This window comes from Halomonas sp. HP20-15 (genome assembly GCF_033446685.1).
Taxonomy (GTDB): Bacteria; Pseudomonadota; Gammaproteobacteria; order Pseudomonadales; family Halomonadaceae; genus Modicisalibacter.
In genome coordinates, this window is record NZ_JAWQLY010000003.1 from 74,168 (window position 1) to 88,551 (window position 14,384).

General features: G+C 65.8%; 16 protein-coding genes. 11 read left to right on the plus strand and 5 right to left on the minus strand.

Annotated features, from left to right (window positions below; translation table 11 throughout):
• Window positions 1-44: 44 nt before the first annotated feature.
• The 5 genes from R6258_RS05070 to R6258_RS05090 all read right to left on the minus strand — a co-directional run bounded on the left by R6258_RS05070 (window position 45) and on the right by R6258_RS05090 (window position 4,912).
• Window positions 45-1,325, minus strand: a complete 1,281-nt coding sequence (locus R6258_RS05070) for a TRAP transporter large permease (protein ID WP_318448222.1) — start codon at window positions 1,323-1,325, stop codon at window positions 45-47.
• A complete protein-coding gene (locus R6258_RS05075; RefSeq protein ID WP_318448224.1) occupies window positions 1,325-1,897 on the minus strand; it encodes a TRAP transporter small permease in 573 nt (190 codons plus the stop codon). The genes R6258_RS05070 and R6258_RS05075 overlap by 1 nt, the downstream gene beginning before the upstream one ends.
• A gap of 78 nt (window positions 1,898-1,975) precedes the next feature.
• On the minus strand, window positions 1,976-2,944 hold the full coding sequence (locus R6258_RS05080; protein WP_318448226.1) for a TRAP transporter substrate-binding protein: 969 nt from the start codon (window positions 2,942-2,944) through the stop codon (window positions 1,976-1,978).
• A 102-nt stretch (window positions 2,945-3,046) separates the two neighbouring features.
• Window positions 3,047-4,069 (minus strand): Zn-dependent oxidoreductase, encoded by a 1,023-nt coding sequence (locus R6258_RS05085; protein ID WP_318448228.1) that lies wholly within the window; start codon window positions 4,067-4,069, stop codon window positions 3,047-3,049.
• Between the two features lie 105 nt (window positions 4,070-4,174).
• A complete protein-coding gene (locus tag R6258_RS05090; protein ID WP_318448231.1) occupies window positions 4,175-4,912 on the minus strand; it encodes a GntR family transcriptional regulator in 738 nt (245 codons plus the stop codon).
• Between the two features lie 210 nt (window positions 4,913-5,122).
• On the opposite strand from R6258_RS05090, the gene R6258_RS05095 reads away from it, so the two are divergent.
• The 11 genes from R6258_RS05095 (at window position 5,123) to R6258_RS05145 (ending at window position 14,322) form a co-directional block, all read left to right on the plus strand.
• Window positions 5,123-5,998: a 5'-nucleotidase, lipoprotein e(P4) family gene (locus R6258_RS05095; protein ID WP_318448234.1), complete on the plus strand. Its 876-nt coding sequence runs from the start codon at window positions 5,123-5,125 to the stop codon at window positions 5,996-5,998.
• 92 nt (window positions 5,999-6,090) lie between these two features.
• A complete protein-coding gene (gene radC / locus R6258_RS05100; RefSeq protein ID WP_318448236.1) occupies window positions 6,091-6,765 on the plus strand; it encodes a RadC family protein in 675 nt (224 codons plus the stop codon).
• A 204-nt stretch (window positions 6,766-6,969) separates the two neighbouring features.
• A complete protein-coding gene (gene rpmB, locus R6258_RS05105) occupies window positions 6,970-7,206 on the plus strand; it encodes a 50S ribosomal protein L28 (RefSeq protein ID WP_318448239.1) in 237 nt (78 codons plus the stop codon).
• 14 nt (window positions 7,207-7,220) lie between these two features.
• Window positions 7,221-7,376, plus strand: coding sequence for a 50S ribosomal protein L33 (gene rpmG / locus R6258_RS05110; protein ID WP_129140669.1), 156 nt, complete (start codon window positions 7,221-7,223; stop codon window positions 7,374-7,376).
• A 132-nt stretch (window positions 7,377-7,508) separates the two neighbouring features.
• Window positions 7,509-8,339 carry a bifunctional DNA-formamidopyrimidine glycosylase/DNA-(apurinic or apyrimidinic site) lyase gene (mutM, locus tag R6258_RS05115; protein WP_318448245.1) on the plus strand — a complete coding sequence of 277 codons (831 nt, stop codon included), beginning with the start codon at window positions 7,509-7,511 and terminating at the stop codon, window positions 8,337-8,339.
• An 82-nt stretch (window positions 8,340-8,421) separates the two neighbouring features.
• A complete protein-coding gene (locus R6258_RS05120) occupies window positions 8,422-9,612 on the plus strand; it encodes a class I SAM-dependent rRNA methyltransferase (RefSeq protein WP_318448247.1) in 1,191 nt (396 codons plus the stop codon).
• Window positions 9,613-9,623: 11 nt separating this feature from the next.
• On the plus strand, window positions 9,624-9,941 hold the full coding sequence (locus tag R6258_RS05125; protein ID WP_318448248.1) for a DUF2007 domain-containing protein: 318 nt from the start codon (window positions 9,624-9,626) through the stop codon (window positions 9,939-9,941).
• A 70-nt stretch (window positions 9,942-10,011) separates the two neighbouring features.
• The gene (locus tag R6258_RS05130) at window positions 10,012-10,449 is read left to right on the plus strand and encodes a thioesterase family protein (protein ID WP_318448250.1); all 438 of its coding nucleotides are present in this window, start codon (window positions 10,012-10,014) and stop codon (window positions 10,447-10,449) included.
• Window positions 10,450-10,654: 205 nt separating this feature from the next.
• A complete protein-coding gene (gene ald, locus R6258_RS05135) occupies window positions 10,655-11,770 on the plus strand; it encodes an alanine dehydrogenase (protein WP_318448252.1) in 1,116 nt (371 codons plus the stop codon).
• Window positions 11,771-11,904: 134 nt separating this feature from the next.
• A complete protein-coding gene (locus R6258_RS05140; RefSeq protein ID WP_318448254.1) occupies window positions 11,905-12,918 on the plus strand; it encodes a tryptophan--tRNA ligase in 1,014 nt (337 codons plus the stop codon).
• A gap of 201 nt (window positions 12,919-13,119) precedes the next feature.
• Window positions 13,120-14,322: a YeeE/YedE family protein gene (locus tag R6258_RS05145; protein WP_318448256.1), complete on the plus strand. Its 1,203-nt coding sequence runs from the start codon at window positions 13,120-13,122 to the stop codon at window positions 14,320-14,322.
• Window positions 14,323-14,384 lie beyond the last annotated feature (62 nt).

Consider the following 14,384-nt stretch of genomic DNA (forward strand, 5'->3'; position numbering starts at 1 on the left):
TCGGTGGCCGGTGTACGATCGCGGTGTGTCGGGTCCATGACCGGTCACTCCCCGAGCAACAGATTGGGGAGCCACAGCGACAGCGCTGGTATGTACGCCACCAGCAGCAGCACCACGAGGTTGCAGATCAAAAACGGCACGATGGCCCGGGCCACGCGCAGCATCGGCAGCTTGCCGATGCCCGCGACGATGAACAGACACACGCCGAGCGGCGGCGTGGTCAGTCCGATCATCAGGTTGAGCACCGCCATCAGGCCGAAGTGGACCGGGTCCATGCCCACGCCGGTGGCCACCCCCAGTAGCGCCGGGAACAGGATGATCAGCGCGGCGATGGTTTCCATGAAGGTGCCCACCACCAGCAGGATCAGGTTGATGATCAGGATCACCACCAGCGGGTTCTCGCTGATCGACAGGATCTGATCGGCGATCATCTGTGGAATCTGCTGGCTGGTGAGGATCCAGCCGAACAGGTTGGCCAGCCCGACCAGGATCATCAACGAGCCGGAGGTCAGTACCGTATCGACGACGATCTGCGGCAGGTTGCGCCAGGTGATGCCCTTGTAGACGAACATGCCGATCACGAAGGCGTACAGGCTGGCGACGATCGAGGCCTCGGTGGGCGTGAAGAAGCCGCCGATGATGCCGTAGAGGATGATGAAGGTCATCAGCAGCGCCCAGAAGGCACTGCGGCCTTCCCGCACCAGTTCGCGGAAGGACGAACGCTTCTCGCGCGGATAGCCGCGCTTCACCGCCAGGATGTACACGGTGATCATCATCGCCAGGCCCATCAGCAGGCCGGGAATGGCGCCGGCCAGGAACATCCGCCCCACCGAGACGCCGGACAGCGAGCCGGCGATGATCATCGGCACGCTGGGCGGGATGATTGGGCCCACCGTCGACGAGGCGGCCGTCACCGCGGCGGCGAAGGGCTTGTCGTAGCCGGCGCGGGCCATGCCGGGAATCATCACCGAGCCGATGCTGGCCGCGTCGGCCACGGCGGTACCGGAAATGCCGCCGAAGATCATCGAGCCGCCGACGTTGGCCAGCCCCAGGCCGCCGCGAATGTGTCCCATCAGCGCATTCGAGAAGCGCACGATGTGGTCGGTGATATTGCCGACATTCATCAGATTGCCGGCGAGCACGAACCCCGGGATGCACAGCAGCACGAAGGAGTCGATGCCGCTGTACATGCGTTGCGGGATGATGGTCAGCGAGATGCCCTCGAGCAGCAGGTAGGCGAGCGAGGCGATGCCCAGCGAGAAGGCGATGGGAATGCCGACCAGCAGCAGGACGATGAACACGCTGAACAGGATCATGACTTCCATCAGTCTCGCTCCTTGCGCTGGGCTGACGGGTCGCGGCGGATCGCCACGACGGCCTCGATGATGCCGATCGCCGCGTAGAGGGCGGTCAGGGCGAATAGCACCACGGTGGTAAAGAACACGTAGCGCATGGGCAGGCGCAGGGTCGGCGAGGTCTGGAAGGCGCCGATCTGCGCGTACTGCCAGGCATAGGGCAGCATCATCGCCGCGAAGACGCCCACCGCGAGGCAGATCAGGGCGCGATACAGCCACTGGCCGCGCCGACCGAGATGCTGCTGAAAAAGTTCGACGTTGACGTGCTGGTCGCGGCGCAACACCAGCCCGGAGGACAGGGCGACCATGTAGATGAACAGATAGCGCGACAGCTCTTCCGTCCAGGCCGGCGAGCTGGGTAGTGTCGTACGGGCGATGATCTGCAGTATCACCACCGCGGCGATGCCGAGCAGCGCCAGCGAGGCGAGCAGGGCGAACAGTCGATCGAGCCCAGTGACCAGGCGGCCGAAGAATCCGCCCAGCGGCGGGATCGCGGCGATGCCGTGCAACGCGTCGGGGAAGGCCGAGTCGGGTTCACGCATTGGGAATCCCTTGCTTTGAAGCCTGCGATGAATGCGGGAGGCCCCGGGCCGGCTGGTGCCGGCCCGGGGCGCGCCGGATCAGAGATCCTGGATGGCCTGGTAGAGCTTCTGTTGCTCTTCGTTCAGCGAGGCCTCGATGGCCGGTTTGGCCTTTTCGGCGAAGGCCTGCTGGTCGACCTCGACGAACTCCATGCCGGCATCCTTGAGTGCCTGTTCGAGACGCTGCTGGTCCTTGGCGAACAGTTCTTCCTCGTAGCTCTGCATCTCGTCGGCGGCGTCTTGGACGACCTTCTGCAGCTCCTCGGGCATCGACTCGAGCTTGTTCTTGCCGATCACCACATAAATCCAGCTGCGCACATGGTCGGTCATGTTCACGTAGTCCTGGACCTCGTTGAAGCTGGCGCTCTCGATCAGCGACAACGGGTTTTCCTGGGCATCGATGGTGCCTTGCTGCAGCGCCGTGAAGACTTCGCTGAAGGCCATCGGCGTCGGCTTGGCGCCAAGTGCCTGCCAGGTGTCGACGAACAGCGGCACGTTGGGCACGCGCAGACGCAGGCCGTTGAGGTCGCTGGGTTTCTTGATCGGCCGGTTGGAGGTCAGCTCGCGCGGACCGCGCTCGAACCAGGCGATCGGCACCAGGCCGGTCTGGGCCTCGATCTGCGCTTCGATCTCCTTGCCGATGTCGCCTTCGACCGCCTTGCGCATGTGTTCGGAGTCGCGAAACGCATAGGGCACGGCCATCATCGCCGCCTTGGGCGCCCAATTCTGCAGGCTTTCGCCGGTGATGGTCATGTCGGCCGTGCCGAGTTGGATGCTGTTGATGACATCCATCTCGTTGCCCAGCTGCTCGTTGGGAAAGATCTGGACCTCGATCTGGCCGTCGGATTGCTTCTCGACGATCTGCTTGAAGCGTTCGGCGGCCTTGTTCCAGATATGTTCCTGGTTGGCCAGATGGCCGAACTTGAGGGTGTAGTCCGCGGCCGTGGCGAACGGTGCGGCGAGTAGGCTCGAGCCGATGACGGCGCTGGCGAGTAGCTGTTTGAACATGGCGTTCACTCCTGACTTCGGTTTGTGGCTGTTGTTGTCGCGGGTATCGAGTCGTGGATGACGTGGCGTTCGCCCGTGGCGCGGGACCGCGCGTCCGGCGCCTCAGGCACCGAGGTCGATGAGTACCTTGCGCACACGCTCCGGGTGATGGTCGATCAATTGAATCGCCTCACCCATGTCGGCGAAGGGCAGCCGGTGGCTGACCAGCGCCGTGGCATCGAGCCGCCCGCTGGCGAGCATCTCGATGACTTCGGGGAACTTGCGGTTGTTAAGCCGCGAGCCGACGATCGTCAGCTCCTTCTTGATCACCTCGAGCTGGACCAGGTCGCTGGGCGTGGCGTTGAAGCCCAGCAGGCCGATGCGTCCGGCCGGCGAGGCCATGCGCACCAGCGACGGGAACAGCGCCGGCACGCAGGCGGCGTCGGCGATCAGCGGAATGCCTTCGCCCGCGGTGCGTTCGGCGATCATGGCCTCGAGATCCTCGTGGCGGCCGTTGATGACGTGGCTGGCGCCCAGTTCGCGTGCGGCCTGAAGGCGGTCGTCGATGACGTCGCAGACGACTATATCGGTGATCCCCTTGGCCCGGGCGACCTGGAGGATCGTCAGCCCGATCACCCCGGCGCCGAGGATCAGCAGGGCGTCGCCATCAAAGGGCTGCATGCGCTCCAGCACGTTGGCGGCGATGGTGTAGGGCTCTACCAGCGCGGCCTGGTCGAGAGCGATCGACTCGGGCAGGCGGTGGGCGTTGGCGGCGGGAACGCTGACCTGGTTGGCGAAGCCGCCGTTGCGATGCACGCCGAGCACTTCGAGCCGGGTACATACATTGGGTCGGCCGATACGGCATGGGTAGCACTCGCCGCAGTTGATCACCGGGTCGATGCATACGCGGTCGCCGACGCTGTGGCTGTCGACGCCATCGCCCACCGCCTCGACCACGCCGGCGAACTCGTGGCCGGTGACCCGGGGAAAGCGCACGAAGGCGTTCTCGCCGTGGATGATGTGCATGTCGGAGCCGCATATGCCGGCGAAGGCGACCTTGACCAATACCTCGCCGGCGGCGGCCTGCGGGGTCTCGACATCGACGAGGGCGTAATCGTGAGGGGCCCTGACCTGAAACGCTTGCATGGATGACTCTCCCTTATTTACTGGCCCTGATTGCTGAAGCGAATGCTGACGGCGCTCACCGGTGACGGAGCGTGGCGGTCGCGAGGGTTTCGGCCTCGCGAATCTTCATGCCGGCTCCCCACTGACGGCGGAAAGCGGGGCGCCGGCGGTATCGAACAGCTCCGGGAAACGCGCGATGAGTTCGGGCAACGAACTGAGGATCTCGCGCATGTGCGCCTTGACGGCGCGCTCGGCCGCGTCGGCATCGCCGGCGGCGACGCTATCGAGGATCGCGGTGTGCTGTTCGATCAGCTTGGTGATCGGCGTGGCATCCGGCACGCTCAGATAGCGCACCCGGTCCAACTGGGCCTTGACCTCCTGGGTGACTCCCCAGGCGGCGTCATGGCCGGCGCCCAGCGATAGCGTGCGATGGAAGGCTTCGTCGAGGCGATAGAAGCGATCGTGATCGTCGCTTTCGGCACAGCGCTTCTGGCGCGCGATCAGCTCGTAGAGCTCGTCGAGTACCGCGTTGTTCAGGCCTTGCTCGGCGGCTGAACGTGCCACGGCCACTTCGAGCGCCTCGCGCACGAAGCGCGCCTCCATGACCGCGGCCTGGGAAATGGGCACCACGTAGGTGCCGCGCTGCGGGCGCACCTCCACCAGGTTGGCTTCGGATAGCCGGATGAAGGCTTCGCGTACCGGCTGGCGGCTGACGGCAAAGGTCTCGGCGATCTCCTTTTCGGAGAGCGCCTGGCCGGGCGCCAGCGTCATGCGGATGATCGATTGGCGCAGCACCGCGTAGAGGCGCTGGCGAACGCTGCTTTCCGGCTGTTCTTCCCACAGGGCGAGTAGCGACGGCGTCATGGCGATGGGTCTTCGGGCTGCCTGATATAACTAGTATGGTAGTTGGATTGACAACAGGCGCGATGAGACATTGGTCGATAGCTGGGCGGGGCGGGCCCGTCGCCAGGCACGCGTATGCGGATTCGCTGATACACTAAAGCGTACTGGCCGGCCATGGGCGGGCGGTGACGCTCGCCGGTGCCCTTTACAACCTAACGACAAGAGCCTGTCATGACATCGATACCCGATCGTCTTTTCTTTCCCGCCCAGCGTATGGCGGGCGTTGCCACGCTGGCACTGCTGGTCGGCGGTTGCGCCGCGCCATCCGCCGAGCACGAAGCCGGGCCCGGCGCCTATACCCTGAGCGACCTCAACGAGCAGCTGGTGATGGCGACCGCCTGGATGCAGAGTTCGGCGGAATACCGGGCGCTGAGCCATCAGGCCTTCAACGTCGCCCGCGACCAGCTCGACGAGGCCCTGGCGCGTCACGGCAATGACGACCGGCCGCTGGCGGTGGTCGTCGATGCCGACGAGACGGTGATCGACAACACCGCCTTCGAGGCCTACCTGGTCGATCACGACGCGGCCTATAACAGCGAACTCTGGCACCAATGGATGGCGGCCCGCGAGGCCAAGGCGCTGCCCGGCGCGGTGGAGTTTCTCGACTACGCGGTATCCCAGGGGGTGGACGTCTACTACATCACCAACCGCGACGCCGATGCGCTCGAGGCGACCCGCGACAACATGGCCGCGCTCGGCTTCCCGCAGCTCGAGGGCGAGCACCTGATGCTGCGGACCGATTCGTCGGACAAGCAGGCCAGGCGCGATCGGGTACTCGCCGATCATGAGGTGGCGCTGTACATGGGCGACAACCTGGCCGACTTCTCCAGTGTCTACGACAGCGACGTGCCGGCCGAGCGTCGGGCCCGGGTGGCCGAGCAGAGCGAGCAGTTCGGCCGGCGTTTCGTGATGCTGCCGAATCCCACCTATGGCGACTGGGAGGGCGCGATCTACGGCGGCGACTGGGGCGCGTCCCCGGCCGAGAAGAGCGCCGCGCGCAAGGCCGTGCTGCGGTCCTGGCAGCCCGACGCGTCGGCGACGCCCTGAGGCTTGCCTCACGCCTGGCGATCGTTGTCGCTTTATCATGGGCGCGCCGTGGTCCGCGGCGCGCCCGCCGCCTTCTTTACTCCGGGTGATGCATGGCAATCCGACACTGGCCGGAGGGTGAGCGGCCGCGCGAAAAGCTCATGAGCCTCGGCTCGCAGTCGCTCAGTGACGCCGAACTGCTGGCGATATTCCTGCGTGTGGGGGTCAAGGGGCGCTCGGCGGTGGATCTGGCGCGCGATCTGCTCAGCGCCTTCGGCGGCTTGCGGCCGCTGCTCGAGGCCGATCGCGAGCGCTTCTGCGCCGAGCACGGCCTGGGCGAGGCCAAGTACGTGCAACTGCAGGCGGTGCTCGAACTGTCGCGCCGCCACTTGGCCAGCCAGCTCGAGCGCGGCGGGGCGCTGACCTCGCCGACGCTGGTGCGCGCCTACCTGGCGGCGCAGATGCGTCACCTGGGGCATGAGGAGTTCGCCGCGCTGTTCCTCGATACCCAGCATCGGGTGATCCGTTTCGAGTCGCTGTTTCGCGGCACGCTGGACAGCGCCTCGGTCTACCCGCGCGAAGTGGCCAAGCGGGCGCTGGAACTGGGCGCCGGGGCGTTGATCTTCGCCCACAATCATCCGTCGGGCGTCGCCGAGCCCAGCAATGCCGATCGGCGTATCACCGAGCGCCTGAAGCAGGCGCTGGAGTTGTTCGAGATCCGCGTGCTCGATCACTTCGTGGTCGGCGACGGCGAAGTGGTGTCGTTCGCCGAACGGGGCTGGTTATAGGCGTCGAACCCAAAAATCGCTAGAATCGCCGCGTTTTGGGGCAATCGGGCGGTTCTCGCTTGCCGAGACGCCGGGGCTCTGGTATAACGTACGCCCTTTGACTTCCTTGGGTTAATTAAGGGGCGGAAGGCGGTTACCTGCCATTCTCTCTTCCCGGTTTGCCCGACAGGTTTTGAACAACTCGCCCAGCGGTTGGAGGCTCCAATGTCCAAAGTATGTCAGGTTACCGGCAAGCGTCCGGTGACTGGTAACAACGTATCGCACTCCCAGCGCAAGACGCGTCGCCGTTTCGTGCCCAATCTTCACACCCACCGTTTCTGGGTGGAAGCCGAGAAGCGCTTCGTCAAGCTGCGCGTCTCCACCAAGGGTATGCGGATCATCGACAAGAAAGGCATCGACACGGTGCTTTCCGAAATTCGCAAGCGCGGTGAGCGCATTTAACGGGAGTTAGGTCCATGCGTGACAAGATCAAGTTGGTGTCCAGCGCCGGTACCGGCCACTTCTACACCACCAATAAGAACAAGCGGAACACTCCGGACAAGCTTGAATTCAAGAAGTACGATCCGGTCGTTCGCAAGCACGTGATGTACAAGGAAGCCAAGATCAAGTAACCCTTGATGCTTCCACCGCAGGCGTGGCGCCTGCCAGAAGAGACCCGGCCCCCTGCGCCGGGTCTTTTCGTATCCGGTCCGCCCAGCCAGTCACGGACTGTAAGTCATGGACTGCAAGTTACGGAGCCCAGCATGCCCGAGTTGCCCGAAGTCGAGACCACCCGCCGTGGCATCGCCCCCTACGTCGAGGGTCGCGAGATCAATGAAGTGATCGTTCGCGAACGCCGCCTGCGCACCCCAGTGCCGGCCGGTCTCGAGGAGGCGCTGGTCGGGCGGCGTATCGGCGAGCTGGGTCGGCGCGCCAAGTACCTGCTGATTCCCCTGATCGACGCCAGCGCCGGTCAGCGCTCGCTGCTCTGGCATCTGGGCATGTCGGGCAGCCTGCGCATCGCCCGGGTCGGCGATCTGCCGAAAAAGCACGATCATGTCGATGTGGTGCTCGACGGCGGCGCTATCCTGCGCTATCACGATCCGCGCCGCTTCGGTTTCGTCGACTGGCTGCAGGGCGGCGTGCGCGACGATCCGCGCCTGGCGCGGCTGGGCCCCGAGCCGCTGTCGCCGGAATTCACCGGCGAGCGCCTCTATCGGCTGTCGCGGGGCCGCCGGCTGGCGATCAAGCCGTTTCTGATGGACAACGCCGTGGTCGTGGGGGTGGGCAACATCTATGCCGCGGAGGCGCTTTATCTCGCCGGGATCGATCCGCGCCGGGCCGCCGGCCGCGTCTCCCTCGAGCGCTACGAGCGCCTCGCCGCCGCCGCTCGCGAGGTACTCGCCGCGGCGATCACTCAAGGCGGCACCACGCTGCGTGACTTCGTCAGCGGCACCGGCGAGCCCGGCTACTTCGCCCAGCGGCTCAACGTCTATGGCCGCGCCGGCCAGGTCTGCCGGCGCTGCGGCGGCGAGCTGCGCCTGATCACCCTGGGGCAGCGGGCGAGTGTGTTCTGCGCCAATTGCCAGACCTGATCAGTCCGCATTCGGGGCTTTCCCCCGCGGCGCGCGAGCGCGTTAAAATGCCAACATCGTTATGACCTGAACCGGAGTCCCCGTGACCGAACGCCTGCGCCTCAAGAAGAACGCCGATCGCCGCCTCAAGGCCGGTCATCTGTGGCTCTATTCCAACGAGATCGACACCCAGGAAACGCCCCTGAAGGGCGTCGAACCCGGCGCCCAGGCCGTCATCGAGGCGGCCAACGGCAAGCCGATGGGCATCGCCTACATCAACCCCAACTCGCTGATCTGCGCGCGGGTGGTCTCGCGCGACGTCAACGTGCGCCTGGACCGTTCGCTGCTGGTGCACCGCTTCAACCAGGCGCTGGCGCTGCGCGAGCGGTTGTTCGACAAGCCCTTCTACCGGCTGGTGTTCGGCGAGGGCGACCTGCTGCCGGGGCTGATCGTCGACCGCTTCGGCGACGTCCTGGTGGTGCAGCTCAACACGCTTGGCATGGAGCGTCTCGGCGAGGAGGTCGTGGCCGCGCTGGACAAGGTGTTCAAGCCGCGCGCCATCGTGTTCAAGAACGACTCCTCGGGACGCCGCCAGGAGCAGCTCGAGAGCCATGTCGAGGTGGTCCACGGCGAGCTGCCCGAACGGATATTGCTGGAGGAGAACGGCGTGCGTTTCGCCGTCCCGGTGGTGAATGGCCAGAAGACCGGCTGGTTCTACGACCACCGCGCCAACCGCGCCTGGCTCAACGGCCTGGTCGACGACAAGCGGGTGCTCGACCTGTACAGCTACGTGGGCGGCTGGGGCGTGCAGGCCGCCGCCCACGGCGCCGCCGAGGTGCTCTGCATCGACCGCAGCGGCGAGGCGCTCGAGCAGGTCGCCGAGAATGCCGCGCTCAACGGGGTGGACGATCGGGTGGCGATCGGCGAGGCGGATGTCTTCGAGGCGCTGGCTTCGCTCAAGGCGGACGGCGAGCAATTCGACGTGGTGATCCTCGACCCGCCGGCGTTCATCAAGAAGCGCAAGGACATTCCCAACGGCGAGCGTGCCTATGCGCGACTCAATCGCGAGGCGATGCGCCTGCTGGGCCGCGACGGGCTGCTGCTCTCCGCCTCGTGTTCGATGCATCTGACCCCGGAGCGTCTGGTGGAGTGCGTTCGTGGCGCGGTGCGCCATCAGGACCGTCACGGCCAGATCATCTATCAGGGCGGTCAGGGGGCGGACCATCCGGTTCACCCGTCGATCCCCGAAACCGCCTATCTCAAGGCGCTCGGGGTCCGTGTGTTTCGCGACTGAGCGGCGGCGCGATGGCCTGGGTGCGGCTCTACCAGCATGCCAACCTGCTCGTCGTGGCGCATGTCCGCAACGTGCTGGAAGGGGCCGGCATCGCCTGCGAGCTGCGCAACACCACGCTGGGCGGGGGCGCCGGCGAGTTGCCGCCGGGCGATTGCGAACCGGTGGTATGGGTGGAAAGTCGTCAGTTGGCGGATGCCAAGGCGCTACTCGACGAGGCGCTGGCGGGTCCTTCGCGGCCCTTGCAAGTGTGGGCCTGCCCGCGATGTCATGAACGCCTCGACGGGGTGTTCGACGCCTGCTGGCAGTGCGGCGCGCCGCGCCCGGAGTGAGCCGCGGCGTCCGGCCGCACCGTCGCCTGCCACGCTTGCCGAGTGAAACGGAAGACAGGAGCCGCGTGTCATGAGCTGGGATCTGCCGTCGCCCTTCGTGATCGACATCGAGGTCGAAGAGAGCGCCATCGACGCCTATGGGCATGCCAACAATGCCGAGTATCTGCGCTGGATCGAGCGGATCAGCTGGTCGCACTCGCAGCATCTCGGCCTGGACATCCACGACTATCGCCAGCACGACCGGGCGATGGCGGTCCACCGTCACGAGCTGGATTACCTGGCACCGGCGCGTGCCGGCGACTCGCTGCGGCTGGCGACTTGGATCGTCGCCTGCGACGGCCGCCTGACCCTGACCCGGCGTTTTCAGCTGATACGCGGCAGCGATGCCACGACGCTGCTGCGCGCCCGCACGCGTTTTGCCTGCATCGAACTGTCCAGCGGCCGGGCGCGGCGCATGCCGGCAGCCTATCGCGACCTCTATGGCCAGGCACTGGTCGCCGAAGAGTGACTGCTTGAGAGTGACCGTACCCGGTTGCCCAGAAAGATTGCTCCTATTTTCGCCTTGAGAGCATTTTTTTCTGCTGGATATTTTACATACCGTAGAAAATAACGTTTTCACCGCCCCCTCTATCGCGCTCCTCGCGCTGTGCTGTACTAATGCCATGTCAATTTCGGCCCCGCCATGTCCAACAAGTCCACCGCAGGAGGGTTTCATGAAGATCGGCGTTCCCAAGGAAATCAAGAATCATGAGTACCGTGTCGCTCTGACGCCGACCGGCGTCCGCGAACTGGTCGAACGCGGTCACCGCGTCGTGGTCCAGGCCGGGGCCGGCGAGGGCTCGGGCTTTCCCGACAGCGCCTATGAGGCAGTCGGCGCCACGCTGGAATCCGATGTCGATGTGCTGTGGGATACGGCCGAGCTGATCGTCAAGGTCAAGGAGCCGCAAAGCGAGGAAGTCGCGCGACTCAAGCCGGGCCATACGCTGTTTACCTACCTGCATCTGGCCGCCGAGGAGAAGCTGACCAAGGGGCTGCTGGACTCCGGCGCCACCTGCATCGCCTACGAGACCATCACCGACCCTCAGGGCGGGCTGCCGCTGCTCGCGCCGATGAGCCGGGTCGCCGGGCGCATGGCGGTGCAGGCCGGCGCGCACAGCCTGGAGAAGGCCCAGGGTGGCTCCGGCGTGTTGCTGCCGGGCGTGCCCGGCGTGGCGCCCGGCAAGGTCACGGTGATCGGTGGCGGGGTGGTCGGTGAGAACGCCGCGCGCATGGCGCTGGGGCTGGGTGCGGACGTTACCGTGCTCGACAAGTCGCTGACGCGGCTCGAGGCGCTCGATCATCGCTATCAGGGCCGGCTGCATACCGTCTATTCCACCGCCGATGCGCTGGAAGAGGCGATCCGCGAGTCCGACCTGATCATCGGTGCGGTGCTGGTCCCCGGCGCCGCGGCGCCGAAGCTGATCACCCGCAAGCAGCTCGCCGACATGAAACCCGGCAGCGTGCTGGTCGATGTCGCCATCGACCAGGGCGGCTGTTTCGAGACCAGCAAGGCGACCACCCACGCCGAACCCACCTACGTGGTCGACGGGGTGGTGCACTATTGCGTGGCCAACATGCCCGGCGCCGTGGCGCGCACCTCGACCCAGGCACTGACCAACGCCACCATGCCGTTCGTCACTGCCTTGGCCGACAAGGGCTGGCAGCGGGCGCTGGCCGAGGATCGCCACTTCCTGGCAGGGCTCAACGTTCACGACGGCCAGGTGACCCACCCGGCGGTGGCGGGCGCCTTCGGCCTCGAGAGTATCGATCCGGCCAGCCTGACCGGCTGATCGCCGCACGACCGCCGGCCCGGCACCTGCCGGGCCGGCGGTGGCACGTTGGTTGAGACGGGCACGGTCGCTTTGCAAAGCCTCGGCACGTTACACTCACGCCTTTGCCATCGCTCGCAGACACCTTTATCGCCATGCACAAGACCCGCGTTCTTACCGGTATCACCACCACCGGCACGCCGCATCTCGGCAACTATGTCGGCGCCATCAAGCCGGCCATCGCCGAGAGCCAGGACCCCAGCGTCCAATCCTATTACTTCCTCGCCGACCTGCACGCGCTGATAAAGTGCCAGGACCCCAAGCGGGTGGAGGAGTCGCGCCTCGAGATCGCCGCGACCTGGCTGGCGCTGGGCCTGGATACCGACAATGCGATCTTCTACCGCCAGTCGGATATTCCCGAGATTCCCGAGCTGACCTGGATGCTCTCCTGCGTGTGCGCCAAGGGACTGATGAATCGCGCGCATGCCTACAAGGCGGCGGTCGCCGACAACGAGGCGGCTGGCAACCCCGATCCCGACAAGGGCGTGACCATGGGACTGTTCGGCTACCCGGTGCTGATGGCCGCCGACATCCTGATGTTCAACGCCAACAAGGTGCCGGTAGGTCGCGACCAGATCCAGCACATCGAGATGGCCCGTGACATGGCTGGTCGCTTCAATCATCTCTACAAGAGTGAGTACTTCACCCTGCCCGAGGCGGTGGTCGATCAGAAGGTCGAGGTGCTCGGCGGGCTCGACGGGCGCAAGATGTCCAAGAGCTACAACAACACCATTCCGCTGTTCGTCTCCGAAAAGAAGCTTCTGAAGCTGGTGCGCAAGATCAAGACCAACTCGCTGGAGCCGGGCGAACCCAAGGATCCCGACAGCTGCACGCTGTTTCAGATCTATTCGGCCTTCGCCAGCGCCGAGGAGACCCAGGCGATGCGGCAGCGCTACGCCGAGGGCATCGGCTGGGGCGAGGCCAAGGACGAGCTGTTCGAGTACCTCAACGCCCACCTGCGCGAGCCCCGCGAGCGTTATCAGGCGCTGATGGAAGACCCGGGACACATCGAGGAGGTGCTGAGGAAGGGCGCCGAGCGTGCCCGCGCCGAGGCCGCGCCGCTGATGGACCGGCTGCGCCATAGCGTGGGCCTCGGGCGCTTCGTCTGAGGCGAGCCCGGACGCGAATCCGCGTGACAGCAACAACCGAACGGAGCCCAGGGCTCCGTTTTTTATTCGCTGGAGTTCTTGTTTCGTTAAATCTCTTATGCGCTTAAGTTATCGAAACGATTTTACTTATGCATTTCACAGCCTTTGGTTAAGAAGCTAGGCTCTTAACAATTCGAATCGAATGCTTCCAAGGAGGCTTGAATGACGCAGATGACCGCTTCGGCGCCCCGCCTGGCGCCGGCCACTTTGATTGCCGGTTTGTTGCTGGCGATCGGCATCGTCGGGCTGGGGATCGCCTTCGGCCCGAGGCTGGCCGCGCTGGCGCTGGTCGGCGGTGCCTTCGGTGTGGTGCTCTACCACGCCGCCTTCGGCTTCACCGGTGCGTGGCGGGTGTTCATTCTCGAGCGCCGCGGGCGCGGCCTGCGCGCGCAGATGGTGATGCTGACGCTGGCCGTGGTGCTGTTCTTTCCGGCGCTGGGCGCCGGGTCGCTGTTCGGCACCGAGGTCGCCGGCTTCGTGGCGCCGGTGGGCATTTCGGTGCTGGTCGGGGCCTTTCTGTTCGGGCTGGGCATGCAACTGGGCAGCGGTTGCGCCTCGGGCACGCTGTATACCGTCGGCGGGGGTAACGCGCGGATGCTGATCACCCTGGCGTTCTTCGTCGTCGGCTCGCTGATCGGCACCGCGCACTTCAGCTGGTGGATCAGTCTGCCGGCCTTCCAGCCGGTGTCGCTGGTCGACGTGTTCGGCGCCGGCGGCGGTATCGCCGTCAGCGTGGTGCTGTTCGCGGCGATCGCCGCCTTAACGGTGGTGGTCGAGCGCCGCCGCCACGGCGGGCTCGAGGCGACACCGGAGCATGACACGAAGCACGGTTCGCGCTGGCTGCGCGGCCCGTGGCCGTTGCTGGCCGGGGCGGTGGGCCTGGCACTGCTCAACTTCATCACCCTGTGGCTGGCCGGACGACCCTGGGGCATCACCTCGGCGTTCGCGCTATGGGGCGCCAAGGGCTTCGAGGCGCTGGGCGGCGACGTCAGCCAGTGGGGCTACTGGCAGCTGCCCGGCAATGCCGAGGCGCTCAAGGCCAGCGTATGGTCGGACATCACCACGGTGATGGACCTGGGCATCATTCTCGGGGCGATGATCGCCGCCTCGCTGGCCGGGCGTTTCGCGCCGAACTTGCGCATCCCGCTGCGCTCGGTGGTGGCCGCCGTCGTCGGCGGGCTACTGCTGGGCTACGGCGCGCGGCTGGCCTTCGGCTGCAACATCGGCGCCTACTTCGGCGGCATCGCGTCGGGCAGCCTGCACGGCTGGTTGTGGCTGGTCGCGGCATTTGCCGGCAACATGCTGGGCGTGAAACTGCGTCCATGGTTCTTCGAACGTCCGCGGCGGACGCTGGAAGGACGCTAAAGCGGCCATTTGCCGACGTCGCTACGCCGCGTATCTTCACGCCCCGTCCGGTTTCCGGGCGG

What these genes read in the sequence shown, in the direction of transcription:
- R6258_RS05140 (WP_318448254.1), top strand. Translation starts at nt 11,905, where the DNA reads ATGCACAAGACCCGCGTTCTTACCGGTATCACCACCACCGGCACGCCG.
- R6258_RS05095 (WP_318448234.1), top strand. Translation starts at nt 5,123, where the DNA reads ATGACATCGATACCCGATCGTCTTTTCTTTCCCGCCCAGCGTATGGCG.
- R6258_RS05130 (WP_318448250.1), top strand. Translation starts at nt 10,012, where the DNA reads ATGAGCTGGGATCTGCCGTCGCCCTTCGTGATCGACATCGAGGTCGAA.
- mutM (WP_318448245.1), top strand. Translation starts at nt 7,509, where the DNA reads ATGCCCGAGTTGCCCGAAGTCGAGACCACCCGCCGTGGCATCGCCCCC.
- R6258_RS05075 (WP_318448224.1), bottom strand. Translation starts at nt 1,897, where the DNA reads ATGCGTGAACCCGACTCGGCCTTCCCCGACGCGTTGCACGGCATCGCC.
- rpmG (WP_129140669.1), top strand. Translation starts at nt 7,221, where the DNA reads ATGCGTGACAAGATCAAGTTGGTGTCCAGCGCCGGTACCGGCCACTTC.
- R6258_RS05080 (WP_318448226.1), bottom strand. Translation starts at nt 2,944, where the DNA reads ATGTTCAAACAGCTACTCGCCAGCGCCGTCATCGGCTCGAGCCTACTC.
- R6258_RS05085 (WP_318448228.1), bottom strand. Translation starts at nt 4,069, where the DNA reads ATGCAAGCGTTTCAGGTCAGGGCCCCTCACGATTACGCCCTCGTCGAT.
- ald (WP_318448252.1), top strand. Translation starts at nt 10,655, where the DNA reads ATGAAGATCGGCGTTCCCAAGGAAATCAAGAATCATGAGTACCGTGTC.
- R6258_RS05125 (WP_318448248.1), top strand. Translation starts at nt 9,624, where the DNA reads ATGGCCTGGGTGCGGCTCTACCAGCATGCCAACCTGCTCGTCGTGGCG.
- rpmB (WP_318448239.1), top strand. Translation starts at nt 6,970, where the DNA reads ATGTCCAAAGTATGTCAGGTTACCGGCAAGCGTCCGGTGACTGGTAAC.
- R6258_RS05145 (WP_318448256.1), top strand. Translation starts at nt 13,120, where the DNA reads ATGACGCAGATGACCGCTTCGGCGCCCCGCCTGGCGCCGGCCACTTTG.
- radC (WP_318448236.1), top strand. Translation starts at nt 6,091, where the DNA reads ATGGCAATCCGACACTGGCCGGAGGGTGAGCGGCCGCGCGAAAAGCTC.
- R6258_RS05070 (WP_318448222.1), bottom strand. Translation starts at nt 1,325, where the DNA reads ATGGAAGTCATGATCCTGTTCAGCGTGTTCATCGTCCTGCTGCTGGTC.
- R6258_RS05090 (WP_318448231.1), bottom strand. Translation starts at nt 4,912, where the DNA reads ATGACGCCGTCGCTACTCGCCCTGTGGGAAGAACAGCCGGAAAGCAGC.